At 58.7% G+C, this 21,583-nt stretch carries 21 protein-coding genes; 17 read left to right on the forward strand and 4 right to left on the reverse strand.

Features of this window, described 5'->3' with window-relative positions:
* The gene (locus tag GOW04_RS14950; protein WP_171233087.1) at positions 1–1,515 is read left to right on the forward strand and encodes a YifB family Mg chelatase-like AAA ATPase; all 1,515 of its coding nucleotides are present in this window, start codon (positions 1–3) and stop codon (positions 1,513–1,515) included.
* On the opposite strand, the gene gshB is transcribed toward GOW04_RS14950, so the two are convergent.
* The 3 genes from gshB to rsmI form a co-directional block, all read right to left on the reverse strand.
* A complete protein-coding gene (gene gshB / locus GOW04_RS14955) occupies positions 1,512–2,444 on the reverse strand; it encodes a glutathione synthase (RefSeq protein ID WP_171233088.1) in 933 nt (310 codons plus the stop codon). The two genes, GOW04_RS14950 and gshB, sit on opposite strands and share 4 nt — an antisense overlap.
* A 61-nt stretch (positions 2,445–2,505) precedes the next feature.
* Positions 2,506–2,877 (reverse strand): YraN family protein, encoded by a 372-nt coding sequence (locus GOW04_RS14960; RefSeq protein ID WP_171119670.1) that lies wholly within the window; start codon positions 2,875–2,877, stop codon positions 2,506–2,508.
* Position 2,878: 1 nt separating this feature from the next.
* Positions 2,879–3,736, reverse strand: a complete 858-nt coding sequence (gene rsmI / locus GOW04_RS14965) for a 16S rRNA (cytidine(1402)-2'-O)-methyltransferase (RefSeq protein ID WP_171233089.1) — start codon at positions 3,734–3,736, stop codon at positions 2,879–2,881.
* A gap of 88 nt (positions 3,737–3,824) precedes the next feature.
* Here rsmI and GOW04_RS14970 point away from each other — a divergent pair, with 88 nt between their 5' ends.
* Genes GOW04_RS14970 through murJ form a run of 3 tightly spaced genes read left to right on the forward strand, consistent with a single transcriptional unit; the run spans position 3,825 to position 9,302 of the window.
* Entirely contained in the window at positions 3,825–4,985 is a 1,161-nt protein-coding gene (locus GOW04_RS14970; protein WP_152456871.1) for a penicillin-binding protein activator, read from the forward strand.
* Positions 4,945–7,764, forward strand: coding sequence for a [protein-PII] uridylyltransferase (locus GOW04_RS14975; RefSeq protein ID WP_371814407.1), 2,820 nt, complete (start codon positions 4,945–4,947; stop codon positions 7,762–7,764). The genes GOW04_RS14970 and GOW04_RS14975 overlap by 41 nt, the downstream gene beginning before the upstream one ends.
* Complete coding sequence (gene murJ, locus GOW04_RS14980; protein WP_171233090.1) at positions 7,761–9,302, forward strand: murein biosynthesis integral membrane protein MurJ; 1,542 nt, start codon at positions 7,761–7,763, stop codon at positions 9,300–9,302. The genes GOW04_RS14975 and murJ overlap by 4 nt, the downstream gene beginning before the upstream one ends.
* Here the strand turns inward: murJ and GOW04_RS14985 are convergent, their stop codons facing one another.
* On the reverse strand, positions 9,303–9,989 hold the full coding sequence (locus GOW04_RS14985; protein WP_152456868.1) for a rhomboid family intramembrane serine protease: 687 nt from the start codon (positions 9,987–9,989) through the stop codon (positions 9,303–9,305).
* Between the two features lie 86 nt (positions 9,990–10,075).
* On the opposite strand from GOW04_RS14985, the gene trpS reads away from it, so the two are divergent.
* The 13 genes from trpS to GOW04_RS15050 all read left to right on the forward strand — a co-directional run bounded on the left by trpS (position 10,076) and on the right by GOW04_RS15050 (position 21,582).
* On the forward strand, positions 10,076–11,104 hold the full coding sequence (gene trpS, locus GOW04_RS14990; protein ID WP_171233091.1) for a tryptophan--tRNA ligase: 1,029 nt from the start codon (positions 10,076–10,078) through the stop codon (positions 11,102–11,104).
* Between the two features lie 59 nt (positions 11,105–11,163).
* Complete coding sequence (locus GOW04_RS14995; protein WP_170346396.1) at positions 11,164–12,027, forward strand: branched-chain amino acid aminotransferase; 864 nt, start codon at positions 11,164–11,166, stop codon at positions 12,025–12,027.
* 77 nt (positions 12,028–12,104) lie between these two features.
* Entirely contained in the window at positions 12,105–12,560 is a 456-nt protein-coding gene (locus GOW04_RS15000; RefSeq protein WP_152456865.1) for a universal stress protein, read from the forward strand.
* 9 nt (positions 12,561–12,569) lie between these two features.
* Positions 12,570–13,163 (forward strand): 2-hydroxychromene-2-carboxylate isomerase, encoded by a 594-nt coding sequence (locus GOW04_RS15005; RefSeq protein WP_171233092.1) that lies wholly within the window; start codon positions 12,570–12,572, stop codon positions 13,161–13,163.
* A gap of 69 nt (positions 13,164–13,232) precedes the next feature.
* Entirely contained in the window at positions 13,233–13,796 is a 564-nt protein-coding gene (locus tag GOW04_RS15010; RefSeq protein WP_152456863.1) for a NifU family protein, read from the forward strand.
* The gene (gene tsaB, locus GOW04_RS15015; protein WP_152456862.1) at positions 13,786–14,376 is read left to right on the forward strand and encodes a tRNA (adenosine(37)-N6)-threonylcarbamoyltransferase complex dimerization subunit type 1 TsaB; all 591 of its coding nucleotides are present in this window, start codon (positions 13,786–13,788) and stop codon (positions 14,374–14,376) included. Before GOW04_RS15010 ends, tsaB begins: the two co-directional genes overlap by 11 nt.
* Positions 14,373–14,807, forward strand: a complete 435-nt coding sequence (locus tag GOW04_RS15020; protein ID WP_171233093.1) for an N-acetyltransferase — start codon at positions 14,373–14,375, stop codon at positions 14,805–14,807. Before tsaB ends, GOW04_RS15020 begins: the two co-directional genes overlap by 4 nt.
* Before the next feature lie 139 nt (positions 14,808–14,946).
* Positions 14,947–15,945, forward strand: coding sequence for a BMP family protein (locus GOW04_RS15025; RefSeq protein WP_171119679.1), 999 nt, complete (start codon positions 14,947–14,949; stop codon positions 15,943–15,945).
* A 95-nt stretch (positions 15,946–16,040) separates the two neighbouring features.
* Complete coding sequence (locus GOW04_RS15030; RefSeq protein ID WP_171233094.1) at positions 16,041–17,570, forward strand: ABC transporter ATP-binding protein; 1,530 nt, start codon at positions 16,041–16,043, stop codon at positions 17,568–17,570.
* A 1-nt stretch (position 17,571) separates the two neighbouring features.
* Positions 17,572–18,666, forward strand: a complete 1,095-nt coding sequence (locus GOW04_RS15035; protein WP_152456858.1) for an ABC transporter permease — start codon at positions 17,572–17,574, stop codon at positions 18,664–18,666.
* Complete coding sequence (locus tag GOW04_RS15040) at positions 18,666–19,634, forward strand: ABC transporter permease (protein WP_171233095.1); 969 nt, start codon at positions 18,666–18,668, stop codon at positions 19,632–19,634. The genes GOW04_RS15035 and GOW04_RS15040 overlap by 1 nt, the downstream gene beginning before the upstream one ends.
* A gap of 257 nt (positions 19,635–19,891) precedes the next feature.
* Positions 19,892–20,812 (forward strand): sulfite exporter TauE/SafE family protein, encoded by a 921-nt coding sequence (locus GOW04_RS15045; protein ID WP_152456856.1) that lies wholly within the window; start codon positions 19,892–19,894, stop codon positions 20,810–20,812.
* 2 nt (positions 20,813–20,814) lie between these two features.
* Complete coding sequence (locus GOW04_RS15050; RefSeq protein WP_171233096.1) at positions 20,815–21,582, forward strand: TIGR02186 family protein; 768 nt, start codon at positions 20,815–20,817, stop codon at positions 21,580–21,582.
* Position 21,583 lies beyond the last annotated feature (1 nt).

Genomic DNA, 21,583 nt, shown 5'->3' on the forward strand with positions numbered 1-21,583 from the left:
ATGGTCGCCCGCGCCCACACTGTTGCCTTTCACGGCGTCGAAGCCCGCCCGGTCGAGGTGCAATGTGCCGTATCGCCCGGCTTGCCGGCCTTTTCCATCGTTGGCCTTCCCGACAAGGCCGTGTCCGAAGCCCGCGACCGTGTCCGCAGCGCGCTGAGTGCGATGGCCATCGCACTGCCCTCTAAACGAATTACGATCAACCTGTCTCCTGCGGATCTGCCCAAGGAAGGCAGCCATTTCGACCTGCCCATCGCAGTCGCGCTGTTATCGGCACTCGAGGTCATCCCAGCCGATGCCGCCGAAGGAACGGTCGCACTGGGAGAGTTGTCGCTTGATGGCTCTTTGGTGCCTGTTGTCGGCGCCCTGCCCGCAGCCATGACGGCAGCGTCCGAGGGCCGCATGTTGCTATGTCCCAAAGCCTCCAGCGCCGAAGCGGCATGGGTCGACGCCACTCAGGTTATCGGCGCGGATTCCCTTGGTGATGTTGTCCGCCATTTCTCGGGACAGTGCCCTTTGCCGGCGGCACAACCCGGCGAGGTGAATCTGACGCCCAGCGTGCGGGATCTGCGCGATGTAAAGGGACAGGAACGCGCCAAGCGCGCCCTGGAAATCGCGGCAGCCGGACGTCACCATCTGATCATGATCGGTACGCCGGGATCGGGCAAATCCATGCTGGCTGCACGGCTTCCGGGCATCTTGCCTCCGCTCACGGCGGTCGAAGCGTTGGAAACTTCGATGATCCAGTCCCTGTGCGGGTTGCTGGACGAAGGCGGCATCAACCGCACCCGTCCTTTTCGGGAACCGCATCATACGGCGTCGATGGCAGCCATTGTCGGCGGCGGCAAAGGCGCCAAGCCCGGTGAAATCTCATTGGCGCATAACGGCGTGCTGTTCATGGATGAGTTTCCCGAGTTTCCGCGTACGGTTCTGGAGACCCTGCGCCAGCCAATAGAGTCCGGAGAAGTCATGGTGGCGCGTGCCAATGCCCATGTGAAATACCCTTGCCGCTTCATGCTGGTGGCCGCCGCGAACCCGTGCAAATGCGGCTACCTGACGGATCCATCGCGCGCCTGCTCTCGCGCACCCGGCTGCGGCGAGGATTATCTGAACCGTATCTCGGGGCCCCTGATGGACAGGTTCGACCTGCGGATCGAAGTTCCGCCTGTGGGCTTCACCGATCTTGATCTGCCCCCTTCCGGCGACAGCTCGGCGACAGTTGCCACGCGGGTTGAAAACGCCCGCGCCATACAGGCAGACCGGTTTCGGGGAATGCCAGAGATGCGTCAGAATTCCGACGCCGAAGGCAAAGTTCTGGAACAGATCGCAACACCCGATGCAGAAGGAAAAGCAGTTTTGCTGAAGGCGGCTGATCGGTTCGGCCTATCGGCCCGTGCCTTTCATCGCATTCTGAGGGTGGCGCGGACGATCGCCGACCTGGACGGCTCAGCCGACATCCGCAGGCCACATGTCGCAGAGGCGCTGAGCTTTCGCATCAGCGCCCGCGTGATGGCTTAGATCTTGGCTTCAATCGCCTGCCAGATCTTTTCGGCAATGTTCACGCCGTCGAACCGTTCCAGCTCTTGAATACCGGTGGGCGAGGTCACGTTGATCTCGGTGAGATAGTCGCCAATGATGTCGATCCCGACAAAAATCTGCCCTTTTTCCTTCAGCAACGGTCCGATGGCGGCGCAGATCTCCAGATCACGCTCTGACAACCCGATCTTTTCCGGGCGTCCGCCCACATGCATGTTTGACCGCGTTTCGCCCGCGGCCGGCACCCGGTTGATTGCGCCAACCGGTTCACCGTCCACCAGGATCACCCGCTTGTCGCCATTGCTAACATCCGGCAGGAATTTTTGCACGATCAGAGGCTCGCGCGAGAACCCCGTGAACAGCTCGTGCAGAGAGGTCAGGTTGCGGTCATTGGCATCCAGTCGGAACACGCCCGCACCGCCATTGCCATAAAGCGGCTTGAGGATGACATCGCCGTGCTTTTCCTTGAACGCCTTGATCGTTTTTATATCACGGGCAATCGTTGTCGGCGGCGTCAGGTCAGGGAAATCCAAAACCAGCAGTTTTTCAGGATAGTTCCGAACCCAGAACGGGTCGTTGACCACCAGCGTTTGCCCTTTCAGGCGGTCCAGCAGATGGGTGGACGTGATGTAATGCATGTCAAAGGGTGGATCCTGACGCAGCCAGACCACGTCGAAATCGGCCAGGTCAACTTCACGTTCGGGGCTCAGAATCGCCGGATCGCCGGCGACCCGCTGCACGGTCATGTCATGGCCGCGCGCCGTGATACGACCTTCCTGATAGGCCAGCTGATCCGGCCCATAGAAAAACAACGAATGACCGCGCGCCTGCGCCTCTTCCGCCAGACGGAATGAGCTGTCAGCGTTGATGTCCACGGCCCCGATCGGGTCCATTTGAAAGGCGATTTTCATGGCGTGTCCCTCAGTTTCACGCAAGATACATGGCCCAGCAGGCCTGAGGGTTCAATGGGGCTTAGGCGTGACCGAAGGCGTTTTCGATGATTTGAACCGCGCCAGTGCCATCTACCAGTGCCGCGTCAAATCGGACATTGGTCAATTGCCCACCCGGTTCGTTTTCCAGGTATTGCGCGGCCGAGGCACAGATTCGGTCAATTTGTCTTTGGCTGATCCGGGCTGCAGCATTTTCGAAACTGGAGCTTTTCTTGACCTCGATGAACACTAGCCCATCGCCGTCCCGCGCAATCAGATCGATTTCACCACCGGCACCCCGCCACCGATGATGCGCAATTGCAAACCCCCGGCGCTCGTAGTCCGAGGCGACCCGAAGCTCGGCCGACTGCCCCGCCTGGTAGGAAACCGAGCCCTGAATTGCACGCCGCCCCATGTCATCCCTTTCCCAGTTTCAGAGCTTTCTGGTAAATTGGACGGCGCGGCAGATCATACATTTCTGACACAAGATCCGCTGCGTCCCTGACCGAATGAGTTTCCAAAGCTCGTTTCAAAGCCTCTTCTACGTCGGATTCGTTAACACTTTGCGAATGGCTACGGTCAACCAGCAGAACGATCTCACCCTTGACCGGTTTTTCCTGAATTTCCGCCGCCAGATCGGCCAGTCTTCCACGGCGAATTTCTTCGAACTTTTTCGTCAGTTCACGGCACAAAGCCGCCTGACGGTCTGCCCCCAGGCATTCCGCAAGATCTGCAAGGCTGGCCGAGACGCGTTTTGGGGATTCATAGAACACCAAGGTGCCTGGTATGTTTTTCAAAGCCTCAATCCGGGTCCGGCGTGCGCCCGATGCATTGGGCAAGAAACCTGCGAAAAAGAATGAATCCGTTGGCAGGCCCGCCAGGGTCAGCGCTGTTATGGCAGCGGATGCCCCGGGCGCACAGGTCACCATATGCCCGGCTTCGGCCGCCTGTTTGCCCAGATCATATCCCGGATCAGCGATCAGCGGCATACCCGCCTCGGATGCATAGGCGACCGATTGTCCCTGTGCGAGGGCATCCATAAGTCTGCCACGCGCCCCGGCGCCGCTGTGATCATGGTAGGCTTGGATATGCCGACCCTCCAGGGGGATGCCATGGATTTCCATCAACCGCCGCAGGCTCCGGGTGTCCTCCGCCGCTATCACATCGGCCGAGGCCAGAACATCCAGCGCCCTGAGCGTAATATCGCGCGCGGTTCCGATCGGAGTGGCAACAAAATACAGGCCCGCAGCCAATCTGATCTTTTGGAAATTCAAAGCTGGACCCTCACAGCGTGACGTTTATTATCGCGGCTCAACAGAACAGAAGCATTCACAGCCGCCGGATCAGGGAGTTTTCATTTAGATGTTTACCGTTTGCAAGCCCGTAAGCAAGCTGGCGAAAGCCGCCATTGCCCTGACGACCGCAGCATTTCTGGCCGCTTGTGAGCCGGGCGGCGTTGGGGGTGGCCCTTCGATTGACACGTCGAATCCTGTTCCGGTTGCTTTGCTGGTTCCCCGCTCGGGCGACGCCGCGCTGGCGCAGAGCCTTGAGAATGCGGCCCGTATGGCAATGTCCGATCTGCCTAACGTCAAAATCGACCTGCGTGTTTACGATACGGCAGGAAACCCGACCACGGCGACAGCGGTGGCCCAGCAGGCCGTTGCCGAAGGCGCCAAGATCATTGTCGGCCCTGTTTACGCCCAGGCGGCAAACGCTGCCGGACTGGCCGTACTGAACAATAACGTGAATGTTCTTTCGTTCTCGAACAACACCAGCATTGCGGGTGGCAATGTATTTGTACTTGGACCGACCTTTGAAAACACCGCCAACCGGCTGGTGAATTATGCGGGCAGGCAAGGCAAAACGAACACGGTTATCGTGCACAGCAATGATGCCGCGGGGCAAGTGGGGCAAGCTGCCATCGCCAATGCTCTGGCAAACAGCCGGGTCAACAATGCGGGAACGGTCGGATACGACCGGTCGCAACAGGGTGTCATCAACTCGGTTCCCACCATCAAGGCCACCGTCGATTCGACAGGGGCGGACTCGATTTTCATGACGGCAACGACAGCGGGTGCCTTGCCACTTTTCTCGCAATTGCTGCCTGAGGCCGGCGTTTCTCCGGCGACGACACAATTCATCGGTCTAACCCGTTGGGATATCCCCCCGCAAACGCTGGAGCTGCCGGGCGTGCAAGGGGGATGGTTCGCCCTGCCCGACCCGTCAAAGGCCCAAGCCTATCGTCAACGCTATAACGCGACATATGGAGAAGCGCCTCATCCGATCAGCGGTCTGGCCTATGACGGCATAGCGGCGATTGGTGCTTTGGTCAGCCAGGGCAAATCCAATGCTCTGACCGGTGCTGCCCTGACCCAAAATGCCGGTTTCCAAGGTGTTGGCGGTATCTTCCGCCTCCGCCCGAACGGCACCAATGAACGCGGCCTTGCCGTAGCGACGATTCAGAATAAACAGGTGGTTGTGATTGACCCTGCCCCGCAAAGCTTCTCTGGTGCCGGTTTCTGAGCGATCGGGCGAGACCATGGCGCCGGATGGCGCGCTAATTTGCCCTGCCGAAAACATCTTTGACAGCGTCAGCGTCAATGATGCGCTGGCCGAGGTGTTCGAGACCAGCTCTGACAACAGCAAAATGCGTTCTGCAACAGTGCGCATTCTGCGCGACGCTCAGAAAGCGGGTCGCAAAGCCATTGCCGATGCCTTCAGCGAACGTCCGTTCGACGCGCGCGCGCTGACCCGGTCCTATACCTACCTGACGGACCAGCTGGTCGGAACCGCAATGCTGGTCTCCAGCACGCGCTTGCATCCGCTTGCGACGCCAACACAAGGTGAAAAGATCGCCGTACTGGCCGTTGGCGGATACGGGCGCGGTGAAATGGCGCCGTCTTCGGATGTCGATCTGCTGTTTCTGACCCCCTACAAAATCACCGCCTGGGCCGAGAGCGTCATCGAATCGATGCTTTATATTCTTTGGGATCTCAGGCTTAAGGTCGGGCATTCCTCGCGCACGATCAAAGACTGCCTTCGGCTGGGCACCGAGGATTTCACTATCCGCACGGCAATGCTTGAACAACGCTATCTGGCGGGCGACAAGGCGTTGGCCGACGAGCTTGAGCGACGCCTGAAAACCGAGCTGTTCAAAGGAACCGAGCGGGAATTCATCGAAGCCAAACTGAACGAGCGAGATGAGCGGCACCTGAAACAGGGGGAGCGCTACAAGGTCGAACCCAATGTGAAAGAGGGCAAAGGGGGGTTGCGCGACCTCCAATCCCTCTACTGGATCGCAAAGTACATCTATGGCGTTCAGGACGTGGCCGAACTTGTGCCTTTGGGTCTGTTCACCCCGGAAGAGTTCAAGACTTTCGTTCAGGCCGAAGAATTTCTTTGGGCTGTTCGTTCGCATTTGCATCTGGTGACGGGTCGCGCCACCGAGCAACTGACCTTTGACATGCAGGTCGAGGTCGCCGCGCGCATGGGTTATGAGGATCGAGCCGGTCGCCGTGCGGTCGAAGTATTCATGCAACGCTATTTCCGCGAAGCCACGCGTGTCGGCGAGTTGACGCGGATTTTTCTGACGAAGCTTGAGGCGCTGCACGTGAAAGGCGCGCCATTGCTGGAGCGCATTTTCCGCAGACGCCGGCGGGTCAAAGCCGGATACAAGGTTGTTCACGGCCGTCTGGACGTAGCAGACCCTGACAAATTTCTATCCGACAAAGTGAACCTTCTGCGCCTGTTCGAAGAAGGCTTGCGAACAGGAATGCTGATCCATCCGGATGCCATGCGTCTGGTGGCGGCAAATCTGCATCTGATCGACGACGAAATGCGCAACGACAAAGAAGCGCGGCGCATCTTTCTGGACCTGATGCTGAAACACGGCAACCCAGAGCGAGCCTTGCGGCGGATGAACGAACTGGGCGTACTGTCCGCCTTCCTGCCCGAGTTCGAGCCCATCGTGGCCATGATGCAGTTTAACATGTACCACAGCTATACGGTGGACGAGCATACCATCCAGTGCATCGTGAATCTGGCCCAGATCGAACGCGGAGAGTTGATTGAATCGCTGCCTCTTGCCTCTTCGATTCTGAAAGGCGGGGTCAATCGCAAGGTGCTGTATGTCGCCCTGTTGCTGCATGATATCGCGAAGGGGCGACCCGAGGATCACTCGATTCTTGGAGCACAGATCGCGCGCAAGGTGGCACCAAGACTGGGCCTGAACAAAGCAGATTCGGAAACGGTCGAATGGCTGGTGCGCTATCACCTGCTGATGTCCGACATGGCACAGAAACGTGACATTTCAGACCCCCGCACAGTGCGTGATTTCGCCAAGGCAGTTCAAACCGTCAAACGGCTGGACCTGTTGACCGTTCTGACCGTCTGCGACATTCGCGGCGTGGGGCCGAACACATGGAACAACTGGAAAGCCACGCTTTTGCGTGCCCTTCACGCCGAAACCAAGCGCGCGCTGGAAACCGGGATGGAGGACCTCAACCGCGCCAATCGCGGCGCCGAGGCAAAGAAAGCCCTGCGCACCGAACTGGCAGCCTGGTCCAAGGCCGACCTCAAATCCGAGACGGGGCGCCACTACGACCCGTATTGGCAGGGTCTCAATCTGGCCACACATGTCGAGTTTGCGAACATGCTGCGTGCGCTGGAACAAAGCGGCGACCCCGGCGCGATGGAGATCCGCCTGCAACCGGACGAGGATCGCGACGCAACCCGAGCCTGTTTTGCGATGGGCGACCACCCCGGTATCTTTGCCCGCATTGCCGGCGCGCTGGCCCTGGTTGGCGCGAATGTCGTGGATGCGCGTAGCTATACGACCAAAGACGGCTATGTCACCGATGCATTCTGGATTCAAGACGCCGAAGGGCACCCGTTTGAAGCCTCGCGCCTGCCACGTCTTACACAGATGATCCATAAGACATTGCGCGGCGAAGTGGTTGCGAAGGAGGCGTTGAAATCACGCGACAAGATTAAGAAACGCGAGCGTGCCTTCAACGTTCCAACGCATATCACCTTCGACAATGACGGCTCTGAAATTTACACGATCATCGAAGTGGACACCCGCGACCGTCCGGGTCTGTTGTTTGATCTGACCCGGACCCTCGCCGCAGCGAATGTCTACATCGCCAATGCCGTGATCGCGACCTATGGCGAACAGGTAGTCGATACGTTTTACGTCAAGGATATGTTCGGCTTGAAATATCATTCGGAAAGCAAGCAACGTGGGCTTGAGGCCAAGCTGCGCAAGGCGATCACCGAAGGCGCTGAGCGTGCGGCCTCATGAAGCAAATCCGTTTGTTTTCAGGCCTGTTCACGGTCGGCTTCTGGACGCTGGCCAGTCGAATACTGGGGTTCCTGCGGGAAATTCTGCTGACCGCCTTCATCGGCCCCGGGCCGGTGATGGATGCTTTCGTCGCGGCCTTTCGCCTGCCGAACATGTTCCGCCGCTTTTTCGCCGAAGGTGCGTTTAACGCGGCTTTTGTGCCCATGTTCTCGAAACGGCTGGAGGCGGACGAGAACCCCCAGGGGTTCGCGCAGGATGCGTTCAACCTGTTGGCCGTGGCCGTTCTGGCGCTGGTCGGGCTGGCCATGGTTTTCATGCCGGGTCTGGTGTGGCTGACGGCCGAAGGGTTCCATGGGGATGAACGTTTCGAGCTGGCCGTGGACTATGGCTATATCGTGTTCCCGTATATCCTTTTCATGTCCTTGGCGGCGTTGTTTTCGGGGGTATTGAACGCCACCGGCAGGTTCGCAGCGGCCGCAGCGGCACCTGTTTTGCTGAACATCTTTGCCTGCACCGCGCTGATCGCCGGGGCCATCTCTGGCGGCGAGGTGATACGATGGCTGATCTCGGTCATTCCGGTCGCCGGCGTCGCACAACTGGTGCTGGTCTGGGTGGCGACCGAACGTGCAGGTATCCGTATCCGCCCCGGCCTGCCCCACCTGACGCCCGAGATGCGCCGGATGGTCCGCATCGCGGTTCCCGCCGCCTTGGCCATGGGGGTCACGCAGGTCAACCTGGTGGTCGGACAACTGGTGGCATCAAAGACCGAAAAGGCCGTGAGTTGGCTGTTTGCCGCGGATCGCCTGTACCAACTGCCTTTGGGCGTCGTCGGAATCGCCATTGGCATTGTCCTGCTGCCCGACCTGTCCCGCCGCCTGCGCGCCGACGACAAGGAAGGGGCCCGCAACGCGTTTTCCCGCGCCGGGGAATTCATGCTGCTGTTGACGTTGCCCTCGACCGTGGCGTTCCTGATCATCCCGAACCCGCTGGTTTCGGTGCTGTTCGAACGGGGACAGTTCAGTCCCGAGGATACCGCTGCGACAGCGCTGGCGGTCGCGATTTATGGCATCGGTCTGCCTGCATTCATGCTGCAAAAACTGCTGCAACCACTTTTCTTTGCGCGCGAGGATACGCGTTCCCCGTTCCGATATGCGGTGGTCGCAATGGTCGTGAACGCGGCATTGGCGTTTGGCCTTTTCCCGCTGGTGGGTTGGATCGCCCCTGCGATTGCTGCGTCAACTGCCGGCTGGGCCATGGTTGTTCTTCTGGCGATCGGTGCACGTCGCATGGGAGAAGAAGCGCGTTTCGATGACCGTTTCAAGGCACGTGCGGGACGGATCGTTCTGGCCTCGGTCGGCATGGGCGCGGTTTTGTTTGCGTTGATCCACTTCTTAGGTTGGACGCTGGACATTCCCGGTTGGCGCTATCTGGCGCTTTTGGTCCTGATCGTGGTCGCCGCCGTCTCGTATTTCTGTCTTGGTCATGTCCTGGGAGCGTTCAAATTGTCAGAGTTCAAACGCGCCTTGCGCCGGGCCTGATCAATCGCGGCGGATGCGCCCGACGATCCGGGCCCAGGCCCCCGGCGCCACCAGAAATGACATGCCAAAGCCGGTGGCAAACCCACCCAGATCGGCGACCCATTCCGCGTTTCCGCCGAAGATCAGACCAAATAGGAACTGAATGCCCATCAGAACGGCGATCAGTTGGAACGCCCTTGCCTGATTTGCCCCCACAAGCGACAGTTTGCGCCACAACAACCACGTGAATCCTCCGATCAGGCCATAAACAGGTGGAAACCCTCCGATCAGGGGATAGCGCGGGTCCAGCAAAACGGCATAACTCAACGCGCCGCCAATCCCCGAGACGACGAAGATCAGCAGCATGGGGACACCACCGAAAACCTCACCAACCATTTTTCCCATCGCCAGAACGAAGACACAGACAAAAATCGCCTGCGTAAAGTTGGCGGATACAAAGGGATAGGTCACGAACCGGACCAGATGTTCGAACGGCCAACGCCCGTTCAGCACCATCCAATCGAAAATATCCGCCGAGAAGGCATAGTGCTGTATCGCGTCCAGACGCCAACCCACGGCCGCCGGCCCTCCGATCAAACCGCGCGATCCCAGCGTGAAGGCCAGTTCGATGCCGATGATGAACAGAACCAGCGCCACCACAACGGGCGGCAACGGGTTTACGGCGGGTGTGTAATGCTCACTGCTCATAGGGCTGGCCTTTCGCGGCTGTTGACGTCCCTTTGCCTCATGGGTAAGCGACGGGGGCTGATTTTTCCAGACAGGAGTTCCCTTTGATGACCGAGACCCAGTTCACGCCCCGCGTGTTTTCCGGCGCACAGCCTTCGGGTAACCTGCACCTCGGCAATTATCTCGGTGCGCTTCGGAACTGGGTGAGAATGCAAAGCGAGGAATTTGAAACCATCTATTGCATGGTCGATCTTCATGCAATCACGGTCTGGCAAAATCCAACCGAGTTGCAGCATGCAACGCGGGAGCTTTGTGCCGGTTACATCGCTTCTGGGCTAAACCCCGAAAAATCGATTTTGTTCAATCAAAGCCAAGTGCCGGAACACACGCAACTGGCTTGGATATTTAACTGTGTTGCTCGTATGGGTTGGATGCAGCGCATGACCCAGTGGAAGGACAAGGCCGGCAAGAACCAGCAGAACGCTTCGCTTGGCTTGTTTGCCTATCCTGCTCTGATGGCTGCGGACATCCTCATCTATCACGCAACCCACGTACCGGTCGGGGAAGACCAGAAACAGCATCTTGAGCTGACTCGCGACATCGCCATCAAGTTCAACAACGATTTCGGCGTCGATTTCTTCCCCGTCACCGAGCCGGTGATCGAAGGTGCCGCCACACGGGTCATGAGCCTGAGGGACGGATCCAAGAAGATGTCGAAATCCGACCCTTCTGACATGAGCCGGATCAACCTGACGGATGACGCCGAAACGATTGCCAAGAAAATCCGCAAGGCCAAGACCGACCCTGATGCTCTGCCGTCAGAGGCCGAAGGGCTCGAGGACCGCCCCGAGGCGCGTAACCTGGTCAATATCTACGCGGCCCTGAACGATCAAACCATCGAACAGGTTCTGTCCGAAGTAGGCGGCAAGCAGTTCGGTGAGTTCAAACCGATGCTGGCCGATCTGGCAGTGGCGAAACTGGCTCCGATCTCGACCGAAATGTCACGCCTGATGGGGGATCAGGCCGAGATTGACCGGATTCTCGCCCGCGGCGCCGAGCGCGCACGTGAAATCGCTGCTCCGATCCTGCAAAAGACCTACGAGATCGTTGGCATGGTCGGCGCCGCATCACGCTGATTGCACTGGACCTTCGCCTGACGCCCTCCTAGGGTTTGCCTGAATCAAAGGAGGGCGTCATGGCAACCGGCACGAACATCCGGACCTATTTTCAAGGCCAATGGCATGAGGGGGACGCACCCATCATGCGCGCGGCGGATCATGGCGCCTGGCTGGGATCTTCGGTCTTTGACGGCGCGCGATATTTTGACGGCGTGGCCCCGGATCTGGAGGCCCATTGCGCACGGGTAAACCGGTCAGCCGAAGCCTTGATGCTGACGCCGACCATGACGACCGAACAGATGGTCGAGTTAGTACGCGAAGGGTTGCAGGCCTACAGCCCGGACACAGCCGTTTACATTCGTCCGATGTACTGGGGGATCGACGGTGACAGCACGGCAATAGTCCCGCAGGAAAACAGCACCGGTTTTGCCATCTGCCTGGAAGAAATCCCAATGGCCCCGGAAACCGCGTCGGCCACTCTGTCGACCACGCGCTTCCGCCGCCCGGTTCTGGAAAGCGCGGTCGTAAACGCCAAGGCGGGGTGCCTTTACCCCAACAACGCCCGCATGCTGCAAGAGGCGCGCTCGAAAGGCTTTTCCAACGCTTTGGTGGCCGATGCGATGGGGCATGTGGCGGAAACGGCGACGGCCAACATCTTCATGGTGAAGGATGGCGAAGTCTTTACACCGATCCCGAACGGAACCTTCCTGGCTGGAATTACCCGAGCACGGCATATCAAAAACCTGCGCGCAGATGGAGTAAAGGTCCACGAAACGGTTCTAAGCTTCGAGGATTTCCACGAGGCCGACGAGGTCTTCATGTCCGGCAACATGAGCAAGGTCACACCGGTAACTGCACTGGAGGATACGCAATTTCAGGTGGGTCCTGTTGCTCGCCGTGCCCGCGCGCTCTATTGGGATTGGGCTGCAAGCGAACGCTAGCGCAAAGCCTCAGGCTTGCCCGAGTTGCCAGCGTGCGATCGGTCGGGCATGATCCCGGAAACCTAAAGAGGATACCCATGCGTAAGTTCCTAGTCGTTCTGGATGACAGCCGCGAATGCCTCAACGCGATGCGGTTCGCCGCGATGCGGGCTGCCCATACCGGAGGTGGTGTGACGGTCCTGTCTGTCATCCCGCCCGACGAGTTCAATCACTGGATCGGTGTGGCCGAAACCATGCGTGAAGAAGCCCGCGAACGTATCCATGCGCATTTCGAAGTGTTTGCCAAATGGATGCGGGACAAGCAGAACGTGGAACCTGAACTGGCCATTCGCGAAGGTGATCCCGTGGCACAGATCATCGAACATGTTCAGTCCGATCCCGAGATTGGTGTTCTTGTACTTGGGGCGGGGACCGACAAGAAAGGTCCCGGTCCGTTGGTGACTCAACTGACGAAGAATTCGGGTAGCCTGCCGATTCCGATCACGATCGTTCCGGGCAATCTGAGCAAAGAGAAACTGGAAGAAATAACCTGAGGCGCGGCGATGGCGAAGACGATACAGTTCTGGTTCGAATTCGCCTCGACCTATTCCTACCTCAGCGCGATGCGGATCGAAGCGGCCGCGCAAGACAAAGGCGTTGACATTGAATGGCACCCGTTCCTGTTGGGTCCGATTTTCGCGGAACAAGGATGGCGCACCTCACCTTTCAACCTGTATCCGGCCAAAGGGCGGTACATGTGGCGCGATATGGAACGTCTGTGCAAGGCGCGCGGGCTTCCTTTCGCAAAGCCTGATCCGTTTCCGCAGAATTCGCTCAGGGCAGCACGTCTGGTTCTGGGCATCGAGGATCATCGGGAACGGGCGGCGTTTGTTCGGGCCGTCTTGAGCGCCGAATTCGGCGCCGGGCAGAATATCTCCGAGGACAGCGTACTGGCCTCCTGCCTCGACGAAGCAGGGGTGCACAGCGGCGTGCTGAACCGCGCAGGGGACCCGGACATAAAACAGGCCCTATTCGAACAATCTGCCCGCGCCAAGGCGCTTGGTCTGTTTGGTGCACCAAGTTTTCTGGCCGGGGAAGAGTTGTTCTGGGGCGATGACCGTCTGGATGACGCATTAGAACACGCTTCCACAATTTAGAATCGTTCCAAATCTTGACTTCCCGTGCGCCTGCGCGCATATCAGAAGCACATCAGACGGAGCGCCCTCATGTTCATCCAGACCGAATCCACCCCCAATCCGGCCACGTTGAAATTCCTGCCCGGCCAAACGGTGCTGGAAGCTGGAACAGCGGATTTCCCAACTGCGGAAGCGGGCGAAAAATCCCCTCTGGCCAAACGCATATTTGCGGTCAATGGTGTGACTGGCGTGTTTTTTGGCAACGATTTTGTCACCGTCACCAAATCGGACGACGTTCAGTGGGACCACATCAAACCGGCCATTCTTGGCGCAGTGATGGAGCATTATCAATCCGGCCAGCCTGTTATGGGCGCAGATTCCGCCGGGGCCTCGGGCCATGCCGAGCACTCTGGTGAGGACGCTGATATCGTCAACCAGATCAAGGACTTGCTGGACAGCCGTGTGCGTCCTGCCGTGGCTCAGGATGGGGGTGATATCACGTTCCACGGGTTTGATCGCGGCGTGGTCTATCTGCACATGCAGGGGGCCTGCGCGGGTTGCCCGTCTTCGACATTGACCCTGAAGATGGGTATCGAAAACCTTCTGCGCCATTACATTCCGGAAGTGACCGAGGTTCGCCCTGTTGCCGTCTAACCCGACGATTCTGGCATTTGACACATCGGCCGCGCATTGCGCGGCCGCTTTGTTGCGCGACGGCGAAATCGTGACGTCCCGTGCCGAAGCGATGTCACGCGGACAAGCCGAACGATTGATTCCGCTGTTGGAAGACGTTCTGGCGGAAACCGGATGTGATTGGGCCGGTTTGGACGCGATCGGCGTTGGGATAGGGCCCGGGAACTTCACCGGCATCCGTATTTCGGTTTCGGCCGCGCGGGGTCTTGCACTTGGGCTGGAAATCCCTGCGGTCGGAGTTTCCGGCTTCGATGCCTTGCGTGAGCTGGCGGAAGGCGGGCAGACACCGGCGATCCCTGCCCCGCGCGACCAGGTTTATGTGAAAATGCCCGGTGCCGATCCGTGTCTCTTGCCTCGGGCCGAAGCGGAACTTGGCGGGCCGTTGTATTCCTGCTCTGACCCTGCCTTGCTGGCACAAGCCATCGCCCGGCTGGCCGCGCGGCGCTGGGATCGTACCAGCTTGCCGCCTGCACCTTTGTACGTAAGGCCCGCCGACGCGGCTCCGTCCCGCGATACCCCCCCTGTTCTGCTGAACGAATGACACCGCACGAGATGGCATCGACCCACGCCGCAGCGTTTTCGCAATCGCGCGGCTGGACAGAAGATGAATTCGCCGCTCTTCTTGAAAACCGCTTTACTCATGCCGTCGGAGATTCCCGGTGCTTTGCACTGTTTCAGGTGATTGCGGGCGAAGCCGAGTTGCTGACAATTGCGACCCACCCTTCGTTTCAAAGGCAGGGCCTGGCACTTCGTCTCATGCAGGAATGGCATGATCAAGCGATCGATTTTCAGGCGACGCGTGCCTTTCTGGATGTCGCGGCCGACAACATTGCGGCCATTTCCCTGTACAATCGATGCGGATATCGGCAGTGCGGGCTGCGCAAGGCGTACTATGCACGCGAAACGGGCCAGAAAACTGATGCACTCGTAATGGAATGCCGCCTGCCCCTACGGCAATCGCCCGTTTTTTAGACCATTTGGTCAGAATTCAGTTGACCATGGTGGTTGCAAACCCCCTTAATACCCGCCATCACAACAGTTATGCTCGCTAAAAGTGGGTGAACGGGGCTAATCTGACCCTGTGCCAACAAAATAAAATTGGGAGACTGAAATGACCCTGATGAAATCCTTGATGGGTGCTGCTGCTGCCGTCGCAATGTCAGCCGGAGCGGTTCTGGCCGAACCGGCGGTGATCTTTGACCTGGGCGGCAAGTTCGACAAGTCCTTCAACGAGGCCGCCTATAACGGCGCGCAGCGCTGGGCGAATGAAACCGGCGGCAAGTATCTGGAAATCGAAATTCAGGCAGAACCGCAGCGCGAACAGGCCCTGCGCAGGTTTGCGGAATCCGGTGCAAATCCGATCATCACCATGGGGTTCGGAATCGCTGACGCCCTGGCGGCTGTTGCAAGTGATTACCCCGACACCAAATTCGTCGCTGTTGACGTGACTTGGCTGGACGCTCCAAACATCCGCCAGATTGGCTTTGCCGAGCACGAAGGGTCCTACCTGGTCGGGATGATGGCCGCCATGGCGTCGAAATCCGGCACCGTTGGTTTCATCGGAGGTATGGACATCCCGTTGATTCGCCATTTCGGATGCGGCTATGCCCAGGGCGCTAAGGCCGTGAACCCAGACATCAATGTTGTTGCCAACATGACAGGAACAACGCCTGCTGCCTGGAACGATCCGGTAAAAGGTTCGGAGCTTACAAAAGCGCAGATCAGCCAGGGCGCTGATGTGATTTACGCTGCGGCCGGCGGAACCGGCGTTGGCGTTCTGCAAACTGCGGCTGACGAGGGCATCCTGTCGATTGGTGTGGACAGCAACCAGAATCACCTGCACCCAGGCAAAGTTCTGACTTCGATGCTGAAGCGTGTGGACGTCGCTGTTTATGAAGCGATGAAAGCAGGCGAAAACGTTGAAACCGGCGTTTTCATCATGGGTCTGGCCGAAGATGGGGTCGGCGTTGCCATGGATGAAAACAACAAAGAGCTTGTTTCGGTTCGCATGAGCGACGCCGTAGACGAAGCCCGCAAGGCGATCATCAACGGCGACATCAATGTTGTAAGCTATTACGAGAACGACAGCTGCCCGGCACTGCAGTTCTGATAACGTGCGGGGCGGGAGAGTGCCTTCCGCCTCGCCACCCACTTCGCCATCCTGGCGGACAGCCGGATGGGTTTCTCGGCAGTTGAGGGCAAGACATGACCGTCCCAGCCATTGAGCTCAAAGGGATATCCAAAGCCTTTGGGCCAGTTCAGGCCAACAAAGACATCTCGATCAGCGTTGCACCCGGTACGATCCATGGGATCATCGGTGAAAACGGCGCAGGCAAATCCACGTTGATGAGCATTCTCTTCGGCTTTTACAAAGCCGACAAAGGTGAGATCTGGATCAATGGGACCAAGACCGACATCCCGGACAGCCAGGCGGCCATCGCCTCGGGCATCGGGATGGTGTTCCAGCATTTCAAGCTGGTGGAAAATTTCACCGTTCTGGAAAACATCGTACTGGGCGCCGAGGATGGCGGGTTGCTGGCGCCATCACTGGCAAAAGCCCGCAAAGAGCTGAAAGAGCTCGAGGAAGAATACGAACTATTCGTCGATCCCGACAAGCGTATCGACGAGATCGGCGTGGGGATGCAGCAGCGGGTCGAGATCCTGAAGGCGCTGTACCGCAAGGCCGAAATTCTGATTCTGGACGAACCGACCGGCGTGTTGACCCCAGCCGAAGCCGATCAGCTGTTCCGCATTCTCGACCGGCTGCGGTCCGAGGGCAAAACAGTCATCGTGATCACCCACAAACTGCGCGAGATCATGGAAAACACCGACACCGTATCGGTTATGCGGCGCGGACAAATGACGGCGACGGTCAAAACATCCGAGACCAGCCCCGAGGAGCTGGCCGAACTGATGGTCGGCCGCAAGGTTCTGCTGCAAGTCGACAAAGTGCCCGCGACGCCCGGCAAACCCATTCTCGAGATCGAAAATCTCAGCGTTTTTGATTCGGCGGGCGTTGAACGGGTCAAAAACATCGACCTGACCGTGCGCGCAGGTGAGATCGTCGGCATCGCCGGCGTGGCCGGCAATGGTCAATCCGAACTGCTGGAAGTTCTTGGTGGAATGCGCCCCGGACAGGGCACGATCAAGCTGAACGGCGAACCGCTGGCACTGAGTGGGGCCGGATCAGATGGTCAGGCCCGCCGCGCGCATCACATCGCCCACGTGCCCGAAGACCGGCAACGCGAAGGCCTGATCATGGACTTCCACGCCTGGGAAAACGTGGCCTTCGGATATCACCGCGACCCGGCCTATAAACGCGGTATCTTCATGGACAACGCGGCGTTGCGCGCCGATACCGAAGCCAAGATCGAGAAATTCGACGTCCGCCCGCCCAATCCCTGGCTGGCAGCCAAAAGTTTCTCGGGCGGCAATCAGCAGAAAATCGTTGTCGCCCGCGAGATTGAACGCAACCCTGACCTGCTGCTGGTCGGGCAACCCACGCGGGGCGTGGACATCGGCGCCATCGAGTTCATTCACAAACAGATTGTTGCGCTGCGTGATCAGGGCAAGGCAATCCTGCTGGTATCGGTCGAACTGGAAGAAATCTTCTCGCTCTCGGACCGGATCGCGGTGATGTTTGACGGACATATCATGGGAGAACGCCTGCCCCATGAGACAGATGAAAAAGAACTGGGCCTTCTGATGGCCGGTGTTGCGGGAGAGGCCGCGTAACATGGAAAAAATGCCTAAATGGGCCGATGTCATTCTGATCCCCCTGATCAGTCTGATACTGGCCGCAATCCTTTCGGCGCTGGTCATCCTCGCCATCGGCGAAAACCCTGTCGAGGCCGTCAAATTGATGGTCACTGGTGCGCTGGGATCGACTTATGGCTGGGGCTATACGCTCTATTACGCGACCAACTTCATGTTTACCGGTCTTGCGGTGGCCGTCGCCTTCCATGCCCGTATGTTCAACATCGGGGGCGAAGGTCAGGCGATGCTGGGCGGGCTGGGCGTGGCCATGGTCTGTCTTTATGTCGACTGGCCGCATTGGAGCATTGCCTTGCTTGCCGCCTGCGCGGCATCGATGCTGTTCGGCGCGCTCTGGGCGGCCATTCCGGCCTATCTTCAGGCAAAGCGTGGCAGCCATATCGTGATCACCACGATCATGTTCAACTTCATCGCCGCTGCTTTCCTGAATTACATGCTGGTCAATGTCATGCGCCCGCAAGGGTCGCAGGACCCGGCCACCGCGCGGTTCTCTGAAAGCGTGCATCTGCCCTCTTTCCAGGAGATGTTCTCGACCGCAGAGAATGTAGTTTTCCGCGGCGCTCCTGCGAACATCACCTTCTTTATCGCGTTGCTTGCCTGCGTCGTTGTCTGGGCGCTGATCTGGCGCACGCGTCTGGGTTATGAAATCCGGGCTTACGGCCATTCCGAGACCGGCGCTGTCTATGCCGGTATTTCACCTGTGCGCATCACGATTGTCGCGATGCTGATTTCCGGCGGGCTGGCAGGGCTGATGGCCATCAACAATGTCATGGGCGAAGCCGAGCGACTTGTTATGAACTCGACCGAGGGCGCGGGGTTCATTGGCATCGCCGTGGCTCTGATGGGGCGTTCACATCCGTTCGGCGTGTTTCTGGCCGCGCTCTTGTTCGGATTTCTGTATCAGGGCGGCGCCGAGCTGGCGCTGTGGGCTTCGATTCCGCGGGAGCTGATCGTGGTCATTCAAGCCCTGGTCATCCTGTTCACCGGCGCATTGGACAACATGGTGCGAATGCCGCTTGAAAAACTTTTCCTGGGTATGCGGAAGAGGGCTGAGTGATGGAATTTTTTGTAACCCTCATTCAGGTTCTGGATTCGACCATTCGCCTGTCCACGCCACTGCTGCTTGCCTGTCTGGCCGGTCTGTTTTCGGAACGGGCCGGGATCTTCGACATCGGCCTCGAAGGCAAAATGTTGATGTCAGCGTTCTTTTCGGCTGCAATCGCAGCTGTCACAGGGTCGGTTTGGCTGGGCCTGCTGGCTGGTATCGCATCCTCTTTGTTGCTGTCGGGCCTGCACGGGCTGGCGTCGATCACCTTCCGGGGCAACCAGTTGATATCGGGCGTGGCGATCAACTTTCTGGCCTCGGGCCTGACCGTCCTGGTCGCGCAAAGCTGGTTTCAGCAAGGTGGTCGTACACCGTCCCTGTTTGGCGGGGGCCGGTTCGAACCGATCAACTTCCCATTCGCCGAGTCCCTCAGCGGTGTGCCAATTGTTGGTCCCATCTATTCCGAATTGCTCTCGGGCCACTCGATCCTGGTTTATGTCGCGTTCCTGATGGTTCCGACCACTTGGTGGATTCTGTATCGCACCCGGTTCGGTCTGCGCCTGCGGGCGGTGGGTGAGAACCCGGCCGCAGTGGACACCGCCGGTGTCTCGGTGGTTGGCCTGCGGTTCGCCGCTGTCGCCATCTGTGGTGTGCTGTGCGGTATTGCAGGAGCCTATCTGGCTACGGCCTTGCAGGCAGGGTTTGTCAAGGAAATGACCGCCGGTCGTGGCTTTATCGCCTTGGCCGCCCTGATCTTTGCCAAGTGGCGCCCGTGGCATGCCATGTGGGCCTGCTTGCTGTTTGGTCTGCTGCAAGCGATCGCGCTGCGTTTCCAAAATATCGATCTGGGTGGCGTCGTGATTCCCGTGCAGGTGATGGACGCCCTGCCCTATATTCTGACGGTGGTGATCCTTGCCGGCTTCGTCGGCAAAGCCATCCCACCTCGGGCAGGCGGAGAACCCTACGTCAAAGAGCGCTGATAAGGCCAGTTCCGAACTGAGTTTCAGTCCTGTTCGCTGCGGAGCGGCATGCAGAGTTGATTTTGCACGCCGCAACCGTTCTAAGAGGGTATGAGTGTGTACCTTCCTGCAAACTGGCAGTTGTCCGCAGACCCGATCAGCGCAAACAGACAGGTCTGGTCGTATGTGCCGATTAGTCACATTCAATTTTTTAAATATTTAGGCGAATGCGACGCTATGGCGTTGCGCCTCTCAACTCAGTGCGACTAGAAGAGCCCATGCAGATATACCTTCCCATCGCCGAAGTCTCAGTAAACGCCTTTCTCTTGTTGGGGTTGGGCGGCATGGTTGGCATCCTGTCCGGAATGTTCGGTGTCGGTGGCGGCTTTTTGATGACCCCGCTGCTGTTCTTCATCGGTATTCCACCGGCGGTGGCTGTTGCAACCGAAGCCAATCAGATCGTCGCATCATCCTTTTCCGGAGTTCTGGCACATTTCCGACGAAAGACCGTGGACCTAAAAATGGGAACGGTATTGCTTGTTGGCGGGCTTGTTGGGGCCGCTTTGGGCGTGGTTGTCTTCAACTATCTCAAAAGCCTGGGTCAGGTCGATCTGCTGGTGACACTCTGTTACGTTGTTTTTCTTGGCGTCATTGGCAGCCTAATGTTTGTCGAAAGCCTGAGGGCCCTGCGTAAAGCCAAGAAAGGCGGCGCGGCGCCTGCCAAGCGCCGACAGCGGGGCTGGGTCCATGCCATGCCCTTCAAAATGCGTTTTCGCACCTCGGGCCTGTATATCTCGGTCATCCCGCCGGCCTTGGTCGGTCTGTGCGTTGGGGTTTTGTCGGCGATCATGGGCGTTGGCGGCGGCTTTATCATGGTTCCTGCCATGATCTACTTGCTGGGTATGCCGACCAAGGTCGTTGTCGGCACGTCGCTGTTTCAGATCATCTTTGTGACAGCCTTCACCACGATGCTGCACGCCACCACCAACTACACGGTTGATGTTGTTCTGGCAGTCTTGTTGCTGGTGGGCGGTGTCATTGGCGCCCAGATCGGAACCGTGATCGGAGCCCGGATGCCGGCGGAACAATTGCGCGTGCTACTTGCCGCTCTGGTGCTGGCCGTATGTGGCAAGCTTGCACTTGATCTGCTTATCGAACCCGCCGAGCTCTACTCGCTTGGCAGCGGCGGAGGGCACTGAGGATGCTGCGTTCGCTTATTGCCGCCCTGTGCTTGTTTTGCACGCCCGCTTTGGCAGCGGAAGAACAGGTTGTCCTTGGTCTCAGCCAGGACCGGGTTGCCATCACCGCGACATTCGACGGATCTGAACTTCTGATTTTTGGGGCCATCAAGCGGGAAACCCCAATCCCTTCCGGCCCTCCGGTCGAAGTCATCGTCGCGGTTGCGGGTCCGTCCGAGCCTGTCACCGTGCGACGCAAGGAACGCAAGCTTGGGATCTGGGTGAACACCGACAGTGTTCTTGTCGACCTTGCACCCAGCTTTTACGCCGTTGCAACCAGCGGACCCTTTGACGACATCCTGTCCGACACCGAAGACCTGCGTTTCCGGATTTCGATCGAACGCGCGATCCGCTCGGTCGGTGCCGCGATGCACATCCGGGGCGCACAGGACTTTGCAGACGCCGTAATAAGAATTCGAGAACACGAACAACTGTATTCGATCCGCGAAAACACCGTAGCAGTGGACGAACAGACCCTGTTCCGCACCTCGATCGATATGCCCGCCGACCTGACCGAAGGCGATTATTCCGCCCGGATTTTTCTCACCCGTGGCGGAGAGGTCGTCTCGCAATATGAAGCGATCATTGATGTCCGGAAAGTCGGTCTGGAGCGTTTTTTGTACAATATGTCCCGCCAGCAGCCCGTCTGGTACGGCCTGATGTCGCTGGTCATAGCGATTGCGGCAGGCTGGGGCGCCTCGACAGCCTTCCGGCTGTTGCGAGAAAAGTAAA

Source organism: Ruegeria sp. HKCCA4812, assembly GCF_013034245.1.
Classification (GTDB): Bacteria; Pseudomonadota; Alphaproteobacteria; order Rhodobacterales; family Rhodobacteraceae; genus Ruegeria.

What these genes read in the sequence shown, in the direction of transcription:
- GOW04_RS15025 (WP_171119679.1), top strand. Translation starts at nt 14,947, where the DNA reads ATGACCCTGATGAAATCCTTGATGGGTGCTGCTGCTGCCGTCGCAATG.
- gshB (WP_171233088.1), bottom strand. Translation starts at nt 2,444, where the DNA reads ATGAAAATCGCCTTTCAAATGGACCCGATCGGGGCCGTGGACATCAAC.
- GOW04_RS15000 (WP_152456865.1), top strand. Translation starts at nt 12,105, where the DNA reads ATGCGTAAGTTCCTAGTCGTTCTGGATGACAGCCGCGAATGCCTCAAC.
- GOW04_RS15005 (WP_171233092.1), top strand. Translation starts at nt 12,570, where the DNA reads ATGGCGAAGACGATACAGTTCTGGTTCGAATTCGCCTCGACCTATTCC.
- GOW04_RS15050 (WP_171233096.1), top strand. Translation starts at nt 20,815, where the DNA reads ATGCTGCGTTCGCTTATTGCCGCCCTGTGCTTGTTTTGCACGCCCGCT.
- murJ (WP_171233090.1), top strand. Translation starts at nt 7,761, where the DNA reads ATGAAGCAAATCCGTTTGTTTTCAGGCCTGTTCACGGTCGGCTTCTGG.
- trpS (WP_171233091.1), top strand. Translation starts at nt 10,076, where the DNA reads ATGACCGAGACCCAGTTCACGCCCCGCGTGTTTTCCGGCGCACAGCCT.
- GOW04_RS15020 (WP_171233093.1), top strand. Translation starts at nt 14,373, where the DNA reads ATGACACCGCACGAGATGGCATCGACCCACGCCGCAGCGTTTTCGCAA.
- GOW04_RS14960 (WP_171119670.1), bottom strand. Translation starts at nt 2,877, where the DNA reads ATGGGGCGGCGTGCAATTCAGGGCTCGGTTTCCTACCAGGCGGGGCAG.
- GOW04_RS14985 (WP_152456868.1), bottom strand. Translation starts at nt 9,989, where the DNA reads ATGAGCAGTGAGCATTACACACCCGCCGTAAACCCGTTGCCGCCCGTT.
- GOW04_RS14970 (WP_152456871.1), top strand. Translation starts at nt 3,825, where the DNA reads ATGTTTACCGTTTGCAAGCCCGTAAGCAAGCTGGCGAAAGCCGCCATT.
- GOW04_RS14950 (WP_171233087.1), top strand. Translation starts at nt 1, where the DNA reads ATGGTCGCCCGCGCCCACACTGTTGCCTTTCACGGCGTCGAAGCCCGC.
- GOW04_RS15040 (WP_171233095.1), top strand. Translation starts at nt 18,666, where the DNA reads ATGGAATTTTTTGTAACCCTCATTCAGGTTCTGGATTCGACCATTCGC.
- GOW04_RS14995 (WP_170346396.1), top strand. Translation starts at nt 11,164, where the DNA reads ATGGCAACCGGCACGAACATCCGGACCTATTTTCAAGGCCAATGGCAT.
- GOW04_RS15045 (WP_152456856.1), top strand. Translation starts at nt 19,892, where the DNA reads ATGCAGATATACCTTCCCATCGCCGAAGTCTCAGTAAACGCCTTTCTC.
- GOW04_RS15035 (WP_152456858.1), top strand. Translation starts at nt 17,572, where the DNA reads ATGGAAAAAATGCCTAAATGGGCCGATGTCATTCTGATCCCCCTGATC.
- GOW04_RS15030 (WP_171233094.1), top strand. Translation starts at nt 16,041, where the DNA reads ATGACCGTCCCAGCCATTGAGCTCAAAGGGATATCCAAAGCCTTTGGG.
- GOW04_RS15010 (WP_152456863.1), top strand. Translation starts at nt 13,233, where the DNA reads ATGTTCATCCAGACCGAATCCACCCCCAATCCGGCCACGTTGAAATTC.